Below are 20267 nucleotides of genomic sequence, written 5' to 3'. Positions count from 1 at the left end.
TATCACTGCTGTGAGCCCCGTATTTTGTGGCTTCTGGCTGTGATAGACGGTTTTGATCGGTCTGTAATTACTTTCGATTGGACGCGTAGGAATTGGCTCAATAGCCTGAAAGGGTAAATGAAACGGGAAGGCAGTTAGTGTCCGGCTGATTGTTGTTTATATGGCAGCTTGAGTTAGCCGTATAACGGCCCTTGCCTTGAGATTAATTAATCTCTGCGTGCATATCGAGGATTACCCTGATGAGTCAAGACGAACACATCAAAAACTATAATGCCCCGGCAGCCGGTTGGGGCGCACTGAAAAGCGTGACCAAGAGCTGGCTGGGCAGTGAGAATGCTTTCAAGAACCTGCGGGTGATGCTCAAGACCAACCAGAACGGCGGCTTCGATTGCCCGGGTTGTGCCTGGGGCGAGTCGCCTGAAGATGGCATGGTCAAGTTCTGTGAGAACGGTGCCAAGGCGGTCAACTGGGAGTCCACCGGTCGCGCTGTCGACCCGACGTTCTTCTCCCGCTACAGCGTCAGCGCGCTCGCCGGGCAGAGCGACTACTGGCTCGAATATCAGGGCCGCCTGACACACCCGATGCGCTATGACGCGGCCACCGATCATTACGTCGAAACCTCGTGGGAGGAGGCCTTTGCCCTGGTCGCTCAACACCTCAACGGCCTCGACTCGCCCGACCAGGCCGAGTTCTACACCTCCGGTCGCGCCAGTAACGAGGCGGCGTTCCTCTACCAGTTGTTCGTGCGGGCCTTCGGCACCAATAACTTCCCCGACTGCTCGAACATGTGCCACGAGGCTAGTGGCGTAGGGATGGGCGAAACCCTCGGGGTAGGCAAGGGCACTGTGGTGTTCCACGACCTGGAGGAGGCGGACGCAATTTTCGTCATCGGCCAGAACCCCGGCACCAACCACCCGCGCATGCTTGAACCGCTGCGCGAAGCGGTCAAACGCGGCGCCCAGGTGGTCTGCTTCAACCCGCTCAAGGAGCGCGGCCTGGAACGTTTCCAGCATCCGCAGCATCCTTTCGAAATGCTCAGCAATGGCTCCGAGCCGACCAACACCGCGTACTTTCGGCCTGCCTTGGGCGGCGACATGGCGGTGATGCGCGGTATCGCCAAGTTCCTGCTCAAGTGGGAGCGTGAGGCCCAGGCCAATGGCGAACCGGCGGTGTTCGACCATGCCTTCATTGCCGAGCATACCTCGGGCGTAGATGCCTACCTGGCGCAGGTCGATGCCACCAGCTGGGCGCACATCGTCGAGCAATCCGGCCTGAGTCTGGCCGAGCTGGAGCTGGCGGCGCGCATGTACCGGCGTGCCGAGCGGGTGGTGATGTGCTGGGCGATGGGCGTTACCCAGCACCGCCATTCGGTGCCCACCGTGCAGGAAATCATCAACCTGCAACTGCTGCGCGGCAACGTCGGCAAACCGGGGGCCGGGCTGTCGCCGGTGCGCGGTCACAGCAACGTACAGGGAGACCGCACCATGGGCATCGACGAGCAACCGCCAGCGCGGCTGCTTGATGCCCTGGAGCAGCGTTTTCGCTTTCAGGTGCCACGCGCGCATGGCCATAACGCGGTTCTGGCGATCCAGGCGATGGAGGAAAAACGTGCCAAGGTGTTCATCGCCCTGGGCGGCAACTTCGCTCAGGCTACGCCGGATACGCCGCGCACTCACGACGCCTTGCGCAACTGCGAGCTGACCGTGCACATCGCCACCAAGCTCAATCGGTCGCATCTGGTCACTGGCCGTGATGCGTTGATCCTGCCGTGCCTTGGACGCACCGAAATCGATGTGCAGGCTGAAGGCCCGCAGGGCGTTACCGTGGAAGACACCTTCAGCATGGTGCATATCTCCTACGGCCAGCTCAAACCGAGCTCGCCGCTGCAACGTTCGGAGCCATCGATCATTGCCGGTATTGCCAAGGCCACCTTGGGTGACCGGCCGATCGATTGGGAGTGGACCGTGGCCGACTACAGCCGTATCCGTGATCTGATCGCCGACACCATCCCGGGCTTCGAGGATTTCAACGCCCGTTTACAACATCCCGGTGGCTTCCATCTGGGTAACCCCGCCGCCGAACGGCAGTGGAACACCGCCTCTGGCAAGGCCCAGTTCACCCCGAGCCTGTTGCCGGAGCAGTTGGTCAATCAAGCGGTGCTGGCGCGTGGCGACAAGCCTGACCTGGTGTTGCAGACCTTGCGTTCCCATGACCAGTACAACACCACCTTGTATGGTCTGGATGACCGCTATCGCGGCGTGTTTGGCCTGCGTGAGGTGATCTTTGCCAATGAGCAGGACATTCGTCGCCTGGGCTTCAAACCCAACGAAAAGGTCGACCTGGTTTCGCTCTGGGAGGATGACCGCGAGCGCCGTGTGAGCGGCTTTACCCTGGTGGCCTACGACATTCCCTGTGGCCAGGCCGCAGCGTACTACCCGGAGACCAATCCACTGGTGCCGCTGGAAAGCTACGGCGACCGCACTTTCACGCCAACCTCGAAGTTCATCGCCATCAAACTTGAGAAGGCGCGGGACAACAACCGGATTGCGTCGGCGAACCTCTGATCGTTACGCCGTTTGCGTTATTTGACTTGAAGCGTTGAGCGCCCACGGCAGCTCCAGCGGGCTGCCGTGTCCGGGCGTGCGCGCGTCTGCAAGGATTTCCTCATGAACACTCTGGGTGCGTTGGACCTGGCGCGGATTCAATTCGCGTTCACCGTCTCGTTCCACATCATCTTCCCGGCCATCACCATCGGTCTGGCCAGTTTTCTGGCCGTGCTCGAAGGCTGCTGGCTGAAGAGCAATAACCGGGTCTACAAAGACCTCTACCATTTCTGGTCGAAGATATTTGCCGTCAATTTCGGCATGGGCGTGGTCTCGGGTCTGGTCATGGCCTACGAGTTCGGCACCAATTGGGCACGCTTCTCCGACTTCGCCGGCAGCGTCACCGGGCCACTGCTGACTTACGAAGTACTCACCGCGTTCTTCCTCGAGGCCGGTTTCCTCGGGGTGATGCTGTTTGGTTGGGACCGGGTGGGGCGGCGCCTGCATTTCTTTGCCACGGTGATGGTGGCCATCGGTACGCTGATCTCGATGTTCTGGATCTTGTCGTCCAACAGCTGGATGCAGACACCACAGGGGATCGAGATCATCGATGGCCGGGTGGCACCGGTGGACTGGTTCAAGATCGTCTTCAACCCGTCGTTCCCTTATCGCCTGATGCACATGGCGCTGGCGGCGTTTCTGTCCACCGCGTTGTTTGTCGGCGCCTCGGCGGCCTGGCACCTGCTGCGCGGCAACGACTCGGCGCAGATCAGGAAGATGCTGTCGATGGCCATGTGGATGATCCTGATTGCCACCCCGGTGCAGATTGTCGTCGGTGATGCCCATGGTCTGAACACCCTCAAGTATCAGCCGGCGAAAATCGCGGCAATCGAAGGCCACTGGGAGAACAAGCCCGGCGAGCCGTCACCGCTGGTGCTGTTCGGGTTGCCGGATATGGATGCCGAGACCACGCACTACAACATCGAAATCCCCTACCTGGGCAGCCTGATCCTCACCCACAGCCTGAACAAACAGATCCCGGCGCTCAAGAGTTTTGCCAAACAGGACCGGCCCAACTCCACCATCATTTTCTGGAGTTTCCGGGTCATGGCCGGGCTCGGCATGTTGATGCTTGGCTGCGCACTGCTGGCCCTGGTGCTGCGGCGCAACGCTGCGCTGTACCGCAACAGGCTGTTCCTGTGGTTCGCCTTGTTGATGGGGCCCTCCGGTCTGATTGCCCTGTTGGCCGGCTGGTTCACCACCGAAGTGGGGCGTCAGCCCTGGGTGGTCTACGGCCTGATGCGCACCACGCAAGCGGCGTCCAATCACAGTGCCATGCAGATGAGCGTGACCCTGGCACTGTTCGTGGTCATTTACTTCTCGGTGTTCACCGTTGGCATTGGCTACATGATGCGCCTGGTCCGCAAGGGGCCGAAGGCCTGTGCGGCGCATGACGTCACACCTGCCGAGACCCTGCTAGCAACTTCCCGCAGACCGCTGTCTGTCGCCGACTGAGAGGGACTGGAACATGGCAATTCAAGGTATCGATCTGTCGATCATCTGGGGCGTTATTATCGCCTTCGGCCTGATGATGTACGTGATCATGGATGGCTTTGACCTGGGGCTGGGTATCCTTTTCCCGCTGATTTCCGACACCAGCGAGCGGGATGTGATGATGAATACCGTCGCGCCGGTCTGGGATGGTAACGAGACTTGGGTGGTGCTCGGTGCGGCGGCGTTGTATGGAGCGTTTCCGTTGGCCTACTCGGTGATCCTCGAGGCGCTCTATCTGCCGCTGGTGCTGGTGCTGGCCGGGCTGATCTTTCGTGGCGTGGCGTTCGAGTTTCGCTTCAAGGCGAGCGCGCAAAAGCGTCACTGGTGGGATAAAGCATTTATTGGTGGTTCGATCCTGGCGACGTTCTTTCAGGGGGTGGCGATTGGTACCTACATCAGTGGCATCCCGGTGGTGGATCGTCAGTTTGCCGGCAGCGCCCTGGACTGGCTGGCGCCATTCCCGCTGTTCTGTGGCCTGGGCCTGATCCTGACCTACGCACTGCTGGGCAGCACCTGGCTGCTGATCAAGACCGAGGGCATGCTCGAGTCGCGCATGCGTCACTACAGCCGTCCGCTGGCGTACCTGCTGGCGCTGGTCATCGCGATCATCTGTGGCTGGACGGCATTGATCCATGACGACATCGCCCAGCGCTGGCTCGCTGGCAGTCACTGGCTGCGTTCTGCTGCCATTGCCGTGCTGGCCGTGGCCGCAGTGCTGGTGATCCAGAAGAGCTTGCGCAAACGTCACTCGCACTGGCCGTTCATCGCGGTGGTTGCCTTGGTGTTCCTCGGCTATCTGGGACTGGCCATCAGCATCTGGCCGAACATCGTGCCGCCCGCGATCAGCCTGTGGCAGGCCGCATCGCCAGCGTCGAGTCAGTTGTTTGCCTTGATCGGGGCGCTGTTCATCATTCCGGTCATCCTCGTCTACACCTTCTGGAGCTACCACGTGTTCCGCGGCAAGGTGAAGGTGGGGGACGCCTATCACTGAGGCGATTGCCCGCTGAGTGCCTGACGCCGTTGCAGGGTCGGGTAGGGCAATAGCTTGTGCATTGCCCGGTGCAGTCCTAATATCCAAGTTCAAACTTGTGTATTAGGGCTGACAATCAAATGGATTTGCACACCTCCCTGTGGCTGTTTCAGGCCACCCTCGCGTCGGGTTTGAGTCTCTGGCTGTGTATTGCAGTACTCAACAATCTTCAGGCCTTTCGCGCATCCGTCGGTGCAGTAGGGGCGACCATGGCCATGGCGCCCTTGCGTCAGGCGCCGGCCATTGATATCCCGTTGCTCGGCCGCGCCCTGCATTCGCCTGCCTGGCACCGCATCGCCTTGCTGCTGGTGGTGCTGTTGCAGGTCATCGCCGCAGGGGCTGCACTGACCGGCAGCTACCTGTTGCTGGCCGAGGCCGATCTGGTGCAGGCCCGCCCGTGGTTGAACCTGGCGCTGAGCGCGTTTCTCGGCTTTACCTTCAGCATGCTCTTGGGGGGCCTCTGGTTTGGTTACTGGATTCGTCAGGAAGGCTTGCAGCTGACCCATCTGGTGCTGGTGCTCTGGGCCTTGCTGGCCTTTGTGGTGTTCAACCTGCCTTGGGCGTAGGGGAATGCCGTGGGCTGACCCGATACACACAACGGCGTTGGCCCGACAGCAGATGTTCACAACGTTCGACCAGCGCCTGCTCGCCGAGCACCGCTTGAAACACCTGCAGCTCCGAGCGGCAGAAACCCTGGCAGCGGCTGGCGGCGACGCAAATCGGACAGTGGTTCTCGATGATCAGCCAGCCGTTGTCGCAGGCCTGCATTTCGGCCATGTAGCCGGCCTGTTCGCGCAACTGCACCAGGGTGCGCACCTTGTCTTCCAGGTTGTGCAGTTGGCTGCAGGCCTGTTGGTATTCGGCGCGATGGGTCGCTTCCATGCGCTGGATCAGTTGCTCGACACCGTCGCTGCCGAACACCTGCTCGACGCTTTCGATCAGTTGCAGGGTCAACACACTGTGAGCATCCGGAAAGCGCCGTTGCGCCGTCTCGGTCAGTAACCATTTCTGTGAGGGCCGACCGGCGCCGTTGGCTGGCGCGCTGATGCCGCTGATCAGCTGCGCCGCCTGCAACTTCTGAACGTGTTGGCGCGCGGCCTCGAAGCTGATCTGCAGCAGGCTGGCCAGGTCGGTGGTCTTCAGCGCGCCGCGGGTCTTGAGCAGAAACAGGATGCGCTCGGCGGTGGAGTTGCTGGCGTCGGTGGCGGTCGGGGTCATGGAAGGGCGGTCGTCATGCACATGGAAAGTCCAGGATTGTATTGAATGAGCGCTGCAAATGCCGCTCTGCGCCGCGCATCAGGCCAGGGCCAGGCCACGGCTGCCGGTGATGCGCCGAACCAGTATCAGGGTCAGTACGGGTGCCAGGGCAAATACGCCGAACAACCACAACGCAGCGTGCTGGGCACCGACCACACCACCGGGATCGACCAACCCGGCGCTGTTGCTCACCAGTCCGGCCAACGCCGCAGCCAGGGCCGTGGCATACAACTGCACGGTGGTGATCGACGCCGAAGCGAGGTTCTCTTCGCCAGGGCGTGCGGCGCTCAAGACCCGGCTCAACAGGTGCGGCCAGCCAAGCCCGATACCCAGGCCAACCCCGGCCAGGGCCAGGCAGTAACTGGCAACGCCGAGCACGCTTCTCAGCCAGTGGATCTGCGCGGTCATCCAGGCCAGCGCCAGCAGCGCCGCGACGATCACCGCCGGCCCCAGGCGAATCAGCCGCTCGGCCGCATCGCCCGTGCGGCTGGCGCTGAGCAGGGCGGCGAGGGTCCAGCCAGCGGCCATGGCGGCGGTCATGTAGCCTGCGGCGAGGGGGCCGAGACCATGGATCTGCTGGAGGAAATAGGGCACGAAAATCTCGGTGGTCATGGCCGCAATCAACAGACACATCACCCCATACAGCACGCCCAGGCGGGTAGCCAATGAGTAGGCCCCGGTGGGCAGCAGACGACGTTCGGGATCCCGGTCAAGGCGGGCGATCAGCACGGCGATGGCAAGACCGGCAGCGATGCCGAGCAGGTTCCACAGCAGGTGACTGGACAGGCTGGCCGCCGAGATAGCCAGCACCGAGGCCACCAGGCAGGCGATCAAACCATAGGGTGGGCGTAAGCTGCTGGAGGTGCCGGCGAGGGTGTTGTTCAGTTGCGTGATGACGATCACCGCCAGCAGCGCAATCACTGGCAGCAAGGTCCAGAATGCCCAGCGCCAATGTCCGCTCTCGGCAAACACGCCGCCGATGGCCGGGCCGCAGAGGGTCGCCAGGCCCCACATGCCGGAAACCATGGCCATGGCGCGCGGCCATAGGCGTGCATCGAACACCAGACGGATCAGGGCATAGCTCAGGGCAAACAGAATACCGCCACCCAGGCCCTGGACGCTGCGGCCAGCCAGCAGCACCGGCATGCTCGGGGCTGCCGCGCAGAGCGCTGAACCTGCCGCGAACACGGCCAAGGCCAGGAGGAACGCGCGCCGTGGTCCAAGGCCTTCGAGCAGCCGCGCCGAAAGGGTCGAGCCGATGATCGAGGTGACCACGAACAGCGTCGTGCTCCAGGCATAGAAGGCCAATCCACCGATGTCGGCAATCACGGTCGGCAGGATGGTGGTGACGATGTAGACGTTGATCGCATGCAGCGCCACCCCGCCGGCCAGCGCAATCGAACGCAGGGCATTGCGGCCATGCAGCAGTTCGGCCCAGGAGGCGTTTGCCGGTGTAGACGGTGAGGGCATGTGCGGTTCCTTCGCAAGGTGATGAGTGCCTGGAAGTCTAGGTGCGCCTCTCGTATTACACAAATGATTGCTTGGATAAATAGCCGGTGGACGATCTTCGGCATTTGTTACCATCGCTTTTTTTGCCGTGGTCCGGACGGGCTCGGCGTACAACCTGCAAGACCGAAGGGAAGGAGAGCAGCATGATTATCACCACTACAGGCACTGTCGAGGGTCGGCAAATTGCCGCCTACCTGGACGTGGTCAGCGCCGAATCGGTCCAGGGTATCAACGTGGTGCGCGACGTGTTCGCAAGCTTTCGCGACTTTTTCGGGGGCCGTTCGCAAACCCTGGAAAGCGCCTTGAAAGAAGCCCGCGAGCAGGCCACCGATGAAATCAAGGCTCGTGCCCGCAGCCTGCAGGCCGATGCCGTGGTCGGCCTGGATTACGAGATCAGCATGCCGTCGGCCCGTGGCGGGATGGTCGTGGTGTTCGTCACCGGCACTGCTGTCAAACTCAGGTAGTTTTCAGGGTGCGACAAAATGTCCCGGCCATTGGTCGGGCTTTTTTGTTATCCGCCTGCACGGTCCACAAATGACCGGCTAGTCTCAGAATCACTTGAGCCGATACTTATCTGGGCAATCATCTGCTTGCCGGTATGGGCTCGCTGTCAGAGGGAGACAGGGCATGAGTGAGTTCTACCACGAGGACAATGGCGACGAATTTCCCATCAACAGCCAGGTACGTTGCGGTCAGGCGGATTTCCGTCTGGGTTTTGCCCATATGACCCGGGACGACGCCGAACACGCCAGACCGAGCCATCTGCAGCGCGCCAAGAAAGGCCGCTTCATGCCCAGAGTCCCGCTGAAAAAGTGAACCGGTTCACATCACCCCGCACATTGTTGCGGGGTTTTTTCTGCATTGTTTGACCTTGCTCAACGGTTAAGGCTTGGGCGCTCGCCTGTAGCGCACTTGTATGTCTTACTTGTCCGGCTGCTATCAATACAGGGGGTAACCGATGCGCATCAGGGAAGAAACATACTGGAGATGGGCGGACGCGCAGCTGCACAGTCGCAGCCACGACGAACAACTCAGTGACGGTACCAGCATTGATGTTCAGGTCAGGTTGTCGCGCACCGGCGCTACACAATTGTTCATCGGCGTATACGCCCGCCATGGCAAGGCGATGGTGGAGGAGTACTACAACAATCGCCCGGGTGAAACCATGACCCGCGCCATGGTCTGGGGTGTGGACCGGGCCCGGGCGTTGCTCACCGGGGACTTCCCCATGGAGCAGGCGCCATTGCGGCGTCAGGCCTGAGCATGACGATTGCGGCTGGCCTGGACAATGCGTTGGGCCGGCACGCGCAACTGGCGCAGCAAGTACTCGGCAAACTCCGCTGAGTAACCTTGCAGGGCGATGGCCTGCGCCATGCAGTTCAGCCAGATTTCACTGTGGGATTCATCGATCGGCCAACGGGCATGGAAAGCCGGGATGGCGATCGATCCATAGCGTTCGCTGAACAACGCCGGGCCGCCGAGCCAGCCACTGAGAAAACAGGCCAGCTTGTCCCGCGAGCTGTCGAGGTTGTCCGGGTGCATCTGACGCACCACGCGGGCGCTCGGGGCCTGGTCCATCAAACGGTAGAAATCATCGACCAGCCGACGTAGGCCATCAATGCCGCCTGCGGCCTGGTAGGAGGCATCGCCGGTGCCGAATGCGGGAGTGTTCATGGCTGGGCTCTTGGGCAAAAGGGGCATTGTAGCCGGGTAGGGCACTAATGAAAAAAGCCCGATCCTTGCGAACCGGGCTTCAATGTATTGCCTGTTGCCTTTTGTTGTTCTCAGCAGAGGCGGTCGATTACCGCAACGCCTGGTTTGTTCTGCAGCTCGGCCCACTCATGTTGCAGGGTCTGCAGAACGCGACCGACATATTGGGTGTCGGCGGCGGCTTTCTTGCCGACGTAGCCCTGGCCGCGACGGTACATCTTCAACCGGGCGCGCATGTTCGGCGTGCGTTGCTCGAACTGCGCTTCATCGGTCAGTGGCCCCAGCTTGTCCAGGCGCACTTCACCGGCTTCGCATACCCAGAGAATGTGGCTGTCGAGTGTGTCCTTGCGCGCGGCGAACAGCCGGGCCAGTTCGTCAACAGTCGGTTGATTGTTCAGATTCATCATAAAGCCCCCTTGACCATTCGTAGTTGAGTTCAAACTCGGCGCACGTCATGTAGCGTAGAAAGAAAGCTGCTACAGCAGCGTCACAACTGGGGGCTTTTACACGCTGCCTTTTGGGCAGTACCCATCCGCATACAGCTCATGGATCCTTCGAGCTGCCTGGAACACCCTTGCCAGTGTCCCCGATCGGGGAGACGGCCTCATCATGCAAGGGCCGACGAATGGCGTCAATAGGTTTTGTAGTGATTTTTTTTGAGCACTACATTCTTGTCCGACAATACTTCATTCGCCCGTGTTGATACGAATCAGTTCGCCACCATGGCAACTGGCCGATCATGTTCACACATGCATAGTAGGGAGATTCCCATGAGTTCGTCGGCTAGCACACCGGGTGCACAATCCACCCGGGTCAAGATTCCGATTGGTTTGTTGTTGGGGGTTGCTGCCCTGATTGGCGTGTTGATGCTTCCACTGCCGGCCGACTTGCCGGTGGCCGGGCAGCGGGTTCTGGCAATTCTGGCGTTTGCCGTGGTGGTGTGGATCAGCGAGGCGGTGTCGTACGAAGCCAGCGCGATCATGATCACTTCGTTGATGGCCTTCCTGCTCGGCACGGCGCCGACGGTGGCCGATCCCTCGGTAACCTATGGCTCCTCCGCGGCCATCAGCCTGGCGCTTACCGGGTTTTCCAATAGCGCCCTGGCGCTGGTGGTCGGTGCCTTGTTCATTGCTGCGGCCATGACCCATACCGGGCTGGACCGGCGTATCGCCCTGGTGACCCTGTCCCGCGTCGGCGTCAGCACCCGGCGCATTTTGCTCGGCGCGGTGGTGGTGACGATCCTGCTCAGCCTGGTGGTGCCCAGTGCCACCGCCCGTAGTGCCTGCGTGGTGCCGATCATGATGGGGGTGATTGCCGCGTTTGGCGTCGACAAGCGCTCCAACATTGCCGCCGGGATCATGATCATCGTGGCCCAGGGCACCAGCATCTGGAACATCGGTATCCAGACTGCGGCGGCGCAGAACCTGCTGACCGTGGGCTTCATGGACAAGATGCTCGGTGCCCGGGTGTCGTGGATCGACTGGCTGATTGCTGGTGCGCCGTGGGCGGTGATCATGTCGGCGGTGCTGATTTTCATCGTGCTCAAACTGTTGCCGCCAGAGAGTGACAGCATTCCTGGTGGTAAGGAGGCAGTGAACAAGACGCTGGCCGAGCTTGGGCCCATGAGCGGAGCGCAGAAGCGCTTGCTCGGGGTGTCGGTGCTGTTGCTGCTGGCCTGGGCCACCGAGGGCAAGCTGCATAGTTTCGATACCACTTCGACCACCTATGCCGGGCTGGTGATTCTGTTGCTGCCGCGCTTTGGGGTGATGACCTGGAAAGATGTGCAAGCACGGATTCCATGGGGCACGGTGATTGTCTTCGGGGTCGGGATCAGTCTGGGGACTACCTTGCTGACTACCCAGGCGGGGCAATGGCTAGGGGCACAGGTGGTGGCCAATACCGGGCTGGATCAGTTGGGCACGCTGGGGGTGTTTTCGATCCTGGCGGCGTTCTTGATTCTGATCCATCTGGGGTTTGCCAGTGCGACGGCGCTGACCTCGGCGCTGTTGCCGATTCTGATTGCGGTGTTGCAGACCTTGCCCGGGGATTTCAGTCGTCTGGGGATGACCATGGCATTGGGGTTTGTGGTCAGTTATGGCTTTATTCTGCCGATCAATGCGCCGCAGAACATGGTGTGCCTGGGGACTGAGACGTTCAGTGCCAAGCAGTTTGCGCGGGTGGGGATTCTGGTGACGGTGATTGGTTATCTGTTGATGCTGGTGTTTGCGGCGACCTGGTGGCACTGGTTGGGGTGGATGTAAGGCAAGTCACCCTTGTGGAAATTGTCTCGTGCGAACTTGTGGGAGCAGGCGTGGCCTGCGATCGACCGCAAAGCGGTCGCAGATCCGGCTTCCCGCTTGTCGTTGGCAGTACCGGCCTCTCGCCGGCAATGCCGGCTCCCACAAGTTGATCACTGTTCAACTGGTTTCGCGCTTTCTTGCGGCGCGATCAGAAGTTTGCCGGGGTGTTGGCGCTGATGATTTCTGCTTCGTCCTGGCCGATGTTCTTGAAGCTGTGCGGCAGGGTAGTCGGGAAGTAGTAGCCGTCACCGGAGTTGAGGATGCTGACCTGGCCATCCACCCGCAATTCGATGGTGCCACGGGTCACCAGGCCGCATTCTTCGCCTTCGGCATGGACGATCGGTTCGTCGCCGGAGTCGGCACCCGGTGCGTACAGTTCACGCAGCATGCGCATCTGCCGGCCTTCGACACTGGCGCCGACCAGCAGCAAGCGCAAGCCGCTGTTGCCCAGGTCAGGCTGTTCGGTGGAGCGGAACACGAAGCGTTCTTCGCGCGGCGGCTCGTCGAAGCTGAAAAACTCCGCGAGGGACATGGGAATGCCTTCGAGCAGTTTTTTCAGGGAACTGACCGAGGGGCTGACGCGATTTTGCTCGATCTGGGAAATCGTCGAGTTTGTCAGCCCGCTACGACGGGCCAGCTCCCGCTGGGAGAGTTTGTTGCGTTCACGCACCAGTTTGAGTCGTGTCCCCGTGTCCATAGCCGCCTTATATATCGAAAATTTTTTGGCGGAGCATTAAAGCACATTCCGTGATGCTTTAGCGGCCCGCCTGTACGGACGACTGGCGCGGGTGTGGCCACAGTCCGACCAGTAGCAGCAACGCCGCCACGATCAGGTAGGGCAGGCGCGGATCGACGGCGTAGATCAAGGTCCCGGCCAACGGGCCGATGACTACTCCCAGACCCTGCGCAGCACCGATTGAACCGGCCGTGGCGCCTTGTTCGGAGGCGTCCATGGCGTTGGCGGCCAAGGCCGAAAAGGCCGGGAACACCCAGCCCATGCCGCAGGCCGAAACAAAAAAGCTGGCCCAGAGCATTTCGGCGCTGCTGGCAAAGGCGGCAGCGGCAAAGCCCAGGGCCGAGAGGCTGGCACCGACGCGGATCATCCGCAGCGGCGGCCACTGCAACGCGCGCACCAGCAGTTGCGCGAGGATCAGTGCCACGCCGACCATGGTCAGGGCGATGCCCGCGGCCTGCGCCGCGCCCGCCGGGTTCATGCCCAAACGATCCAGGGCGAAGAAGCCGACGGTGATCTGCGCTACGGAAACGCTGAGCATGGCCACGAAAGCCACCAGCAGCGGTCGGCGCAAGCGCGGATCGGCCAGGCGCACGGGGCGCGGCGGTTGCTTGAGGTGCAGCTCCTGGCGTTTGAGTTTGCGCAATAGCACTACAAACGCCAGCATCGGCAGGAGCGCCATCGCATAGAACGGCAGGCTCAGGCTGTGGCGCGCCAGCAGTGCCGCCAACGCTGGGCCGAGCACCAGGCCGACGGCGTTGGCCGCGCCCAGCGACGCCAGGGTTCGAGCGCGATGCTGTGGTGGGATGTTGTCAGCGATCAGCGCAGCACCACCCACCGGCAGGGCGGCGTAGAACGCACCAATCAAACCGCGGCCGAACATCAGGCCAATGAAGGCCAGGGTGGCGCTGGGCAGCAGATTCAAGGCGGTATCGATGAACAGGCACAAGGCCCAGTACGCCAGGGTAAAGCCTGCGGTGCCGAGCAACAGCACCCGCCGCCGGCCGAGGCGATCACTGGCCTGGCCCCAAGGCCGCGCCAGTAACATCCAGATCACCCCGGCTACGGTCACCGCCGCCCCGGCCTGCCAGGTGGCCAGGCCCAGGGTGCGGGCGATCGGGCCGATCAAGGAAACAAACGCCATCATCGCCATGGTGCAGGCCATGTTGGCAAACAGCAGCGGTCGCAGGTCGAAGCTACTTTGCGTGGCGGCAAGCGGGGCGGGTCGGGCAGGATCCTGTGCGCTATTCATGGCTATCCAAGGCTTAGAGGCAAGCGTTGCATTGTGCCGCAAATGGCTCGCTGACAGCATCCCTTGATAATAAGAATCGTTAGTCCTGATCGTTGGCCTGGCGGTTGCGCAAGGGGGCCGGCGACATGCTGCGCAATACTCCGTCGCGCCGTACCAGGCCATGCACCAATGCCGCGCCCAGGTGCACCAGCACGGTCGCGAACAGCACGTAGGCCAGCCAGCCATGGGCCTGGCGTAGCACTGCGTACAACTGCAGGTCATGAGGCAGCAGGGCCGGCAGGTGCAAGGGCAACGGGTAGCCGCCGGCCGACAGCATGCCCCAGCCAATCAAGGGCATGGCCAGCATCAGTCCATACAAAAGCAGGTGTGAAGCCCCGGCAGCCAGGCGCTGCACCGTCGGCAGGTCAGCAGGCAGCGGCGGGTGGGGCACGGTCAGGCGCAAAACAATGCGCACCAGCACCAACAACAGCAAGGCCAGGCCAATCGCCTTGTGCAGGCTGAGCAGCCAGGTGTGGCGCGGCGACAGGTCGCTGATCATGCTCACGCCGACGAACAGCATGGCCAGGATCAGCACCGCCATCAGCCAGTGCAGCAGGCGCGCCAGGGGATGGAAGGCAACAGGGACGGTTTTCATGGTCGTGCTCCCAACTGCGCCGCTTCGCGGCTGCGGCGGTTGAAGGACTCGGCGTACGCGGCCGAACGGGCGGCGAGGATCGGGTCGGCGGAGGGTTCGATGCCGCTGGGCAGAATCAGCGGGTCGAAGTTGAGGTCGCGGCAGGCGCCTTGTTCAGGGCCGTCGACCTGCTCGATCACCAGGGTGCCGGCATCGACGCTGCGGCGCTCTGCGGGCCAGGGCTGGCTCGGGTCGTCGACCGCATCAGCAGCTTGTGCCAGGGTCAGGCGCAGGGTCCAGCGCAGGGGACCTTGGCGCAGGCGTTGTTGCAGGTCGTGTTGCAGGTAGTCACGGTCGTCGACCTGGCCCTGCAAAGCGGCGAACGGCGTCTGTGGTAACAGGCTCCAGCGCACATACTGGCGATTGCCTGCGTCATCGACCAGGGCAAAGGCATTGATGCTGTTGAAGCTGGAATTGGCAAAACTGTCCGGGGCTTTGTAGTCCTTGGCCCATTGGCGAAATGCAGCACTTTCCGGGTGGGCGGCGAAAAACGCCTGGACCCGCGCCGGGTCCGGTTTGCCGGTCGCCGGGGCCGGGGTCATCGCCAGCACCTGCTGATAGAAGGCTTCAGGGGTGTTCACCGCCAATACCGGTGGGGTGTTCATGCCGGTGCGCCAGACCTGGCCGTCGTCGCTGCTCAACTGCAGCGCCAGGCTGCGGGTCGGCACGCTGGTATCGGCGCTGTAAGGGTTGCTGCCACCAATCGCGAAACGGCCGATCACCGGCACCCGTTGCTGGCTGAACACCCGCGCCCGGGACAACGATGCGGCCTGGTTACTGCTGAGGAAGTAGCCACTGACACACAGGCCTTTGGCGTGATTCTTACGGTAACCGGGGTAGTGTCCGGCCTGGGCTTCGAAGGTGTCGATGATGCGTTTCGGGGTCAGGCGTTCGCTGCCGATCCAGCCGGCGGCATAGGCAAAACCTGCGGCCAGGGCGCTCAGGCCGAGACCGATTGCAGCCAGGCGCAAGGCGCGGGGACGACCGTGTAACGGAGTGCTCATGGTGGCGATCCGGGTCAGTGAATGAGTCGGTACGACGTTCGGGGCGAAAATTTATTCCTGACCTCGTGGAATAATTTTTTCTCAGCAGCGTCTGCCTCGTACACTGATCGCCTACAGGCCAAGACCCTGGCAATGAACGAACTCGATGACGACCAATTACGCGAGATGCTCGAGCGCCTGCGCCGCTTCGCCCTCTGGCTGACCCGCGAGGCGAGCAGCGCTGACGACCTGGTCCAGGCCACCGTCGAGCGTGCCCTCAGCCGCCGCGGCCAGCAGCGCGAGCAGGACAGCTTGCGGGCCTGGCTGTTCTCGATCCTCTACCGGCAATTTATCGACGGCAAACGCCGCGAGCGTCGCCATGCCCGCTGGCTGGCCTGGTTCGGACGCGGCGAGGAGGCCGGCAACGCTACCGAGGACATCGTCCTGGCCCAGTCTGGCCTGGCTGCCTTTGCCCGTTTGCCCACCGAGCAACGTGCCTTGTTGCTGCTGGTCAGTGTCGAGGGCCTGAGTTACAAGGAGGCCGCCCAGGCCCTGGGGGTGCCGATTGGCACGGTGATGTCGCGTTTGTCGCGGGCGCGCGTGGCGCTGCGCGAACTGGCCGAGGGCACTACTGCGTCCCCGGTGTTGCGGAGGTTGAAATGAGTCAGTTGATCCCGTCCGAAGACGAGCTGCACGCCTATGTCGACGAGTGCCTGGACCCGGAGCGTCGGCGGGCGGTAGAGCTGTACCTGGCCGCCAATCCCGAGCAGGCCCGCCAGGTCGACGGCTGGCGCCGGGACGCCCGGCAACTGCGCGCGGCCCTGTCAGGCTATGCCGGGCAGGCCGCCAACCCACGGCTTGATCCGGCCCATGTGCGGCGTGAACTGCGTCGGCGTCGGCAGCGGCACTGGGCCAACGCTGCGGTGCTGTTGCTGGCGCTGGGCATCGGTGGCCTGGGTGGCTGGCAGGTGCGCGAGAGCAGTCTGGTGGCCAGCAACCTGCCGATGGCCGATGCGCTGCAGGCCCATCGGCTGTTCGCTGATGCCAGCGCTCTGGACCTCAGTGCGCGTGATCCGGCGCGTCTGCAGGCCTGGCTTGGCCAGCATTTCCGCCATGTCGGCAACCTGCCGGACTTGTCGGCCTATGGTTTCACCCCGCTGGGCGCACGCTTGCTGAGCAACGAACAGGGGCCAGCCGCCTTGCTGGTATTCGAAGATACCCAGGGCCAGCGGATCAGCCTGTTCCTGCGTTCGCCGAGCGAACAGTTCACCCGCATGCCCAGTGGCGAGCGCACCGATGGCCAGTTGCAGGCCCGTTACTGGTCGCGTGGCGACTACAACTATGCGTTGATCAGTGCCGCCGCCGACAACCGTGGCACCCAGCTGCGCAAGGCGCTGGATATCGCCTTGTAGCCGGTCGCTGCCAGCAGGCGTAAGCTCGAACTGTTTGACCCGGCAGTTCGTTCCATCACCTGTGAGGTAAGGCGAAATGAAGCGCAAGCAAGGTTTGGTAGTGGCAGCCCTGGTGCTGCTGACCGGCCAGAGCGCGCTGGCCTCGGCACCAGAAGTGAAGGATGCGCGTCTGGTTGCCCATGAGCAGGCAGTGCAGGCCTATGCGGCAAGAACCGGCAAAACCGTCCCGGCTGTTCAGGACTACCGCTACGGCACATCGATCGATGTCGCCCGGCTGATCGAACAGACCCCCATGGCCCGCGGCTGCGAAGCGGCGCCGATGTTGATGACCTACGAAGATGCGTCCGGGCAACTGGTAACCCTGCGTTACCGGCTCGAAGGACAGTGCCCGCGGTTTCAGGCCACGCGTTGATACACCTGCGGCAGCGGCGCGGGGGCGTCGCTGCTCCACCGCAGCGAATACCGACTGCGAAATCGATGAAGGCACTTGGTTTGTGCATGGGTATTAATTAGAATCAATCTCATTTGATTCTTTTCCCGTGCAGGTGCGTCGAGATGAGTGAAGCGGTGATCCTTTCCGAGCAGACGCTGCACGGCCTTTACCGTGATCACCGCAGTTGGCTCGAAAGCTGGTTGCAGCGGCGCCTGGGCAATCGCTGGGATGCTGCCGACCTCAGTCAGGATACTTTCCTGCGCGTGCTCGCCAGCCCTCAGGTGCTTGAAGAACTGCGGGAACCACGGGCCTACCTGTTGACAGTCGGCAAGCGTCTGCTGGTTAACTTCTATAAACGCCGCAGTCTCGAACAGGCTTACCTTGAGGCACTGGCCAACTTGCCAGAGGCCCTGGCACCGTCACCGGAGCAGCGCTGGTTGCTGCTGGAAACCCTGCAAGCCCTGGATGAACTGCTCGATGGCCTGGCGCCCCAGGTGCGGCGGGCGTTTCTCTGGGCGCAGCTTGAAGGTCTCGGTTATGCACAAATCGCCGAGCGCCTGCAGGTCAGCGAACGCACGGTAAAACGCTACATGGCCCAGGCCTACGAGCACTGCCTGTTGGCCGAACCATGAACCGTACGAGCACTCCCGAGGCGCGCCAGCTGGCCCGCACTGCTGCAGCCTGGCTGGCGTTGCTCGACTCGGGGCGGGCAAGTGCCGAGGACTTGCAGCGGCTTGATCATTGGCGCGCGGCTGATCCGCGCCATGAACAGCTCTGGCAACGCGCCGAAGGTCTGCGTCAACGCTTTCAGGCGGTTCCGCCAGCGTTGGCGATGGCCAGCCTGGACCGTCCACAGACCAATCGCCGTACCTTGCTCAAGCGTGGCCTGGCCTTGACCGTGCTGGTGCCAGGTGGCTGGTTACTCAGCCAGCAGCTGCCGCTGGCGGTGTGGCGCGCAGACTTGCGCACTGCCGTCGGTGAGCGGCGCGGTGTGCGTCTGGTCGATGGCAGCCTGCTGCAGCTGAACACCGCCACTGCGGTGGATCTGGATATGGCTGAGCATCAATTGACCCTGGTCGCAGGCGAGATTGCCCTCAGCGTCAATCGCGCGCAGCCGATTGATGTCGACTTCGGTTTGGGCCGGGTGAGTACGGGGCAAGCGCAGATCTGTCTGCGCCGCGACGCCGACAACTGCCGGATTTCGGTGCTCTCCGGCAAAGTGCGGGTGCAACCGGTGCAGGGTGTGGAACTGGCGCTGGATTACGGCGATCAACTGACCCTGTATGCCGATGGCAGCGGCGCCATGGGGCGCTTCGATCCGCATATGCCTGACTGGCGTGACGGTGTGCTGAGTGTCAACAACCAGCCCTTGGGCCTGTTCCTGGGTGAAGTCGCCCGTTATCGTCCGGGCATCCTGCGCTGGGAGCCGGGGCTGGAGTCGCTGAAGGTCACCGGCACTTTCCAGTTGAACGACACCGACCGGATCCTTGCCTTGCTGGCGGCCAGCCTGCCGCTGACCGTGCAATCGCGTAGCCGTTACTGGGTCACGCTGGTTCCACGGCAAGCGTCTGTGTGAGCGAGCTATGCTCGCCACACCGGCCAGAGATTCTTGTCCAGCGCCCAATGCCCTTGCCCGGCCAACAGACGCACACCGCCGACCCAGCGCTCGGGCGCTTGCTGATCCAGCCAGTAAGCCTGGCCCGCCAATACCCGTTCACCCAAGGCCGTCAGCGTCAGTGGCCGTTTAACCCATTCCAGGTCGGTCCGGGCTTCGGCAATCAATGGCGTCGGCGAATCAATCAACGGCCGTAACAACGCATGAAACATCATGTCGCCCAGATACGGCAGCGGCTCACGCTTGGCCATCAGTTCGGCAAACACCCGGCCGAACGGGACTTCGCCAAACTCGCCAATAATCTGTAGTGACAGGCGCTCGCTCAGCGACAGCCCATCACCCAGGCCCGGCAACTCCTGCAACTGCCGTAACAGGGCGCGCGCCAGCAAGGGCAGGGCCAGGTCCTGGCGGTGTGCCAGTTGCGCCCAGGCTTCGGGTGACGGTGCGCAGTACGCCGCCCAGGCCTGTTGCGCCAGCTGCAACATCGGTTTGCTGACCGCCTGGCGTTGCGGCCACAGCCAGGCCAGTACATCCGGCGCCAGCTGGCCGATGCCGATGAAACGCTGGACACCGGGCATGTCGCCGATCTGGATCACTTCCAGGCGCTGTGGCAACTGCTCCAGGCTCGAAAGCAGGCGAATCAGAAACAGCTGATCGTAGGCGTCTGCTTCGCACCAGAGTACGGCCCGCGGACAATCGCCAATTAACGGCAGATGACTGTACTCATCGAGCATCTTGCGCTGCACTTGCTCGCGGTCAAGAGCGTAGGCCTGGCTGATGTAGTCGATGCGCATCGCCTGATATTGCTCGCTCGGCAGGTCGCGTACCGGGCCCATGCACAGTGGATCGGTGAGCATGTGAAAGGCGCCAGTGAATCCCGCCAGGCGCAAGCTGTGGCCGATGTCGTTACCGCAGCGCCAATGCTGGGTGCGAGCTTCATCGTCGGCGACGAACTGAGGGTGGCGTGCGGCAAAGTCGATGGCGTCGATATGCGCCTTGAGTTTGGGCCAGCTGGCAAACCCCAGATCGCGGGCAATCAGCCATTGGGCATCGGCCAGACGTGGGGTGAGGAGCGAGGATTGCAGTTGCGCCAGTTGTTCAGGCGCCGTACCCGAGCGCAGGCGCTGGAGCAGTTCCTTGGCGCGCTTGCGCTGTTGTTCAAGGTTGATGCGCCCATCATGGGACGGCGACGACAGTCGAGCAGACATACGAACTCCTTGTGCGAGCCTTGTCCGCTGTCAGGCCGGGAGTCGTAGTGAGAAT

22 protein-coding genes are annotated in these 20267 nt (G+C 62.4%); 13 read left to right on the top strand and 9 right to left on the bottom strand.

Features of this window, described 5'->3' with window-relative positions:
- Nucleotides 1-239: 239 nt before the first annotated feature.
- The 4 genes from AC07OF_RS23925 to AC07OF_RS23910 all read left to right on the top strand — a co-directional run bounded on the left by AC07OF_RS23925 (nt 240) and on the right by AC07OF_RS23910 (nt 5693).
- Complete coding sequence (locus tag AC07OF_RS23925; protein ID WP_157192982.1) at nt 240-2564, top strand: FdhF/YdeP family oxidoreductase; 2325 nt, start codon at nt 240-242, stop codon at nt 2562-2564.
- A 102-nt stretch (nt 2565-2666) separates the two neighbouring features.
- Complete coding sequence (locus AC07OF_RS23920; RefSeq protein ID WP_157192981.1) at nt 2667-4058, top strand: cytochrome ubiquinol oxidase subunit I; 1392 nt, start codon at nt 2667-2669, stop codon at nt 4056-4058.
- Nucleotides 4059-4071: 13 nt separating this feature from the next.
- A complete protein-coding gene (cydB, locus tag AC07OF_RS23915) occupies nt 4072-5088 on the top strand; it encodes a cytochrome d ubiquinol oxidase subunit II (RefSeq protein WP_157192980.1) in 1017 nt (338 codons plus the stop codon).
- Between the two features lie 119 nt (nt 5089-5207).
- Complete coding sequence (locus tag AC07OF_RS23910) at nt 5208-5693, top strand: DUF2165 family protein (protein ID WP_157192979.1); 486 nt, start codon at nt 5208-5210, stop codon at nt 5691-5693.
- On the opposite strand, the gene AC07OF_RS23905 is transcribed toward AC07OF_RS23910, so the two are convergent.
- Together AC07OF_RS23905 and AC07OF_RS23900 are read right to left on the bottom strand one after the other, a co-directional pair.
- On the bottom strand, nt 5674-6345 hold the full coding sequence (locus AC07OF_RS23905) for a helix-turn-helix transcriptional regulator (RefSeq protein ID WP_191831620.1): 672 nt from the start codon (nt 6343-6345) through the stop codon (nt 5674-5676). The genes AC07OF_RS23910 and AC07OF_RS23905 overlap by 20 nt on opposite strands.
- A gap of 78 nt (nt 6346-6423) precedes the next feature.
- Entirely contained in the window at nt 6424-7854 is a 1431-nt protein-coding gene (locus AC07OF_RS23900; RefSeq protein WP_495073563.1) for an MFS transporter, read from the bottom strand.
- 182 nt (nt 7855-8036) lie between these two features.
- Between AC07OF_RS23900 and AC07OF_RS23895 the strand changes: the two genes are divergently transcribed.
- The 3 genes from AC07OF_RS23895 to AC07OF_RS23885 all read left to right on the top strand — a co-directional run bounded on the left by AC07OF_RS23895 (nt 8037) and on the right by AC07OF_RS23885 (nt 9154).
- Entirely contained in the window at nt 8037-8357 is a 321-nt protein-coding gene (locus AC07OF_RS23895) for a YbjQ family protein (RefSeq protein ID WP_038611801.1), read from the top strand.
- 163 nt (nt 8358-8520) lie between these two features.
- On the top strand, nt 8521-8709 hold the full coding sequence (locus AC07OF_RS23890) for a hypothetical protein (protein WP_038611798.1): 189 nt from the start codon (nt 8521-8523) through the stop codon (nt 8707-8709).
- Between the two features lie 142 nt (nt 8710-8851).
- Complete coding sequence (locus AC07OF_RS23885) at nt 8852-9154, top strand: hypothetical protein (protein WP_157192976.1); 303 nt, start codon at nt 8852-8854, stop codon at nt 9152-9154.
- Here the strand turns inward: AC07OF_RS23885 and AC07OF_RS23880 are convergent.
- Both AC07OF_RS23880 and AC07OF_RS23875 read right to left on the bottom strand, forming a co-directional pair.
- The gene (locus AC07OF_RS23880; RefSeq protein ID WP_157192975.1) at nt 9145-9567 is read right to left on the bottom strand and encodes a group II truncated hemoglobin; all 423 of its coding nucleotides are present in this window, start codon (nt 9565-9567) and stop codon (nt 9145-9147) included. The two genes, AC07OF_RS23885 and AC07OF_RS23880, sit on opposite strands and share 10 nt — an antisense overlap.
- 110 nt (nt 9568-9677) lie before the next feature.
- Nucleotides 9678-10010, bottom strand: coding sequence for a hypothetical protein (locus tag AC07OF_RS23875; protein ID WP_476446854.1), 333 nt, complete (start codon nt 10008-10010; stop codon nt 9678-9680).
- A gap of 363 nt (nt 10011-10373) precedes the next feature.
- On the opposite strand from AC07OF_RS23875, the gene AC07OF_RS23870 reads away from it, so the two are divergent.
- On the top strand, nt 10374-11864 hold the full coding sequence (locus tag AC07OF_RS23870) for a DASS family sodium-coupled anion symporter (protein ID WP_157192974.1): 1491 nt from the start codon (nt 10374-10376) through the stop codon (nt 11862-11864).
- Nucleotides 11865-12051: 187 nt separating this feature from the next.
- Here AC07OF_RS23870 and AC07OF_RS23865 read toward each other — a convergent pair whose 3' ends face one another.
- From AC07OF_RS23865 to AC07OF_RS23850, 4 genes are all read right to left on the bottom strand, one after another.
- Nucleotides 12052-12600 carry a cupin domain-containing protein gene (locus AC07OF_RS23865; protein WP_157192973.1) on the bottom strand — a complete coding sequence of 183 codons (549 nt, stop codon included), beginning with the start codon at nt 12598-12600 and terminating at the stop codon, nt 12052-12054.
- Nucleotides 12601-12658: 58 nt separating this feature from the next.
- On the bottom strand, nt 12659-13888 hold the full coding sequence (locus AC07OF_RS23860) for an MFS transporter (protein WP_495073562.1): 1230 nt from the start codon (nt 13886-13888) through the stop codon (nt 12659-12661).
- Nucleotides 13889-13967: 79 nt separating this feature from the next.
- Nucleotides 13968-14522: a cytochrome b gene (locus AC07OF_RS23855; RefSeq protein WP_157192971.1), complete on the bottom strand. Its 555-nt coding sequence runs from the start codon at nt 14520-14522 to the stop codon at nt 13968-13970.
- A complete protein-coding gene (locus tag AC07OF_RS23850; protein ID WP_157192970.1) occupies nt 14519-15565 on the bottom strand; it encodes a catalase family peroxidase in 1047 nt (348 codons plus the stop codon). The genes AC07OF_RS23855 and AC07OF_RS23850 overlap by 4 nt, the downstream gene beginning before the upstream one ends.
- 132 nt (nt 15566-15697) lie before the next feature.
- Between AC07OF_RS23850 and AC07OF_RS23845 the strand changes: the two genes are divergently transcribed.
- From AC07OF_RS23845 to AC07OF_RS23825, 5 genes are all read left to right on the top strand, one after another.
- The gene (locus AC07OF_RS23845) at nt 15698-16207 is read left to right on the top strand and encodes a sigma-70 family RNA polymerase sigma factor (protein ID WP_157192969.1); all 510 of its coding nucleotides are present in this window, start codon (nt 15698-15700) and stop codon (nt 16205-16207) included.
- Nucleotides 16204-16956, top strand: a complete 753-nt coding sequence (locus AC07OF_RS23840) for an anti-sigma factor family protein (RefSeq protein WP_495073561.1) — start codon at nt 16204-16206, stop codon at nt 16954-16956. Before AC07OF_RS23845 ends, AC07OF_RS23840 begins: the two co-directional genes overlap by 4 nt.
- A 76-nt stretch (nt 16957-17032) precedes the next feature.
- On the top strand, nt 17033-17368 hold the full coding sequence (locus AC07OF_RS23835; RefSeq protein ID WP_157192967.1) for a DUF2790 domain-containing protein: 336 nt from the start codon (nt 17033-17035) through the stop codon (nt 17366-17368).
- 143 nt (nt 17369-17511) lie between these two features.
- Nucleotides 17512-18021 (top strand): sigma-70 family RNA polymerase sigma factor, encoded by a 510-nt coding sequence (locus AC07OF_RS23830; RefSeq protein ID WP_495073560.1) that lies wholly within the window; start codon nt 17512-17514, stop codon nt 18019-18021.
- Nucleotides 18018-18965, top strand: a complete 948-nt coding sequence (locus AC07OF_RS23825) for a DUF4880 domain-containing protein (protein ID WP_495073559.1) — start codon at nt 18018-18020, stop codon at nt 18963-18965. Before AC07OF_RS23830 ends, AC07OF_RS23825 begins: the two co-directional genes overlap by 4 nt.
- Nucleotides 18966-18970: 5 nt before the next feature.
- Here the strand turns inward: AC07OF_RS23825 and AC07OF_RS23820 are convergent, their stop codons facing one another.
- Nucleotides 18971-20212 carry a DUF1835 domain-containing protein gene (locus AC07OF_RS23820; protein WP_495073558.1) on the bottom strand — a complete coding sequence of 414 codons (1242 nt, stop codon included), beginning with the start codon at nt 20210-20212 and terminating at the stop codon, nt 18971-18973.
- Between the last annotated feature and the right edge of the window lie 55 nt (nt 20213-20267).

The sequence above is a fragment of the Pseudomonas sp. GW821-FHT10B02 genome, assembly GCF_059415665.1.
This window is presented reverse-complemented; position numbering and strand designations above follow the sequence as displayed.